This window comes from Kocuria subflava (assembly GCF_012163155.1).
Classification (GTDB): Bacteria; Actinomycetota; Actinomycetes; order Actinomycetales; family Micrococcaceae; genus Kocuria; species Kocuria subflava.
Genome location: NZ_JAAVUN010000169.1, coordinates 1 through 606, shown reverse-complemented (window position 1 = coordinate 606; position 606 = coordinate 1). Strand labels below are relative to the sequence as shown.

At 66.0% G+C, this 606-nt stretch carries 1 protein-coding gene; it reads left to right on the top strand.

Annotated elements, in window-relative coordinates; all coding sequences use genetic code 11:
• Positions 1-606 (top strand): FAD-dependent monooxygenase (locus GTW58_RS13575; RefSeq protein ID WP_209436590.1); only part of this gene is annotated, 606 nt, incomplete at both ends.

The window sequence follows — 606 nt, the reverse complement described above, 5'->3', positions numbered from 1 at the left end:
TGAACTCCACCGTGCGGGAAGCCATCGGCATCACCGAACGGCCCGAGCCCACGGGGATGGGGATCTGGCGCACCTTCGTCCCCCGGCCCGAGGAAGTGGTCCGCACGGATCTGTACTACGGGGGCCCTGCGTTCATCGCGGGGTACTGCCCCACGGGTGATTCCATGATGTACGCCTACCTGGTGGAGGCCGCCCAGGAACGTGACCTCACGGAGGGTCCCGAAATCATGGCCGAGCTCGCAGCCGGCTACGGCGGACCGTGGGTGGAGATCCGAGAGCACATCAAGAACGACGCACGGGTGAACTACACCCACTTCACCCAACACCTGATCGAGGGTGACTGGCACCGCGGACGAGTGGTGCTGATCGGCGACGCCGCCCACAGTTGCCCGCCCACCATTGCGCAAGGGGCAGCCATGGCCATCGAGGACGCCGCCGTCCTGGCCCGCGAAATCATTGCCGCAGACACCTTCGACGAAGAGAGCTTCCGCTCCTTCAGGGACCAGCGAGTACCGAGAGCCCGCGTGGTGGTGGAGAACTCCGTACAGCTGGGCCAGTGGATGCTGGACGGCAAACGCGACGGCGACGTGCCGGGTCTCATGCACG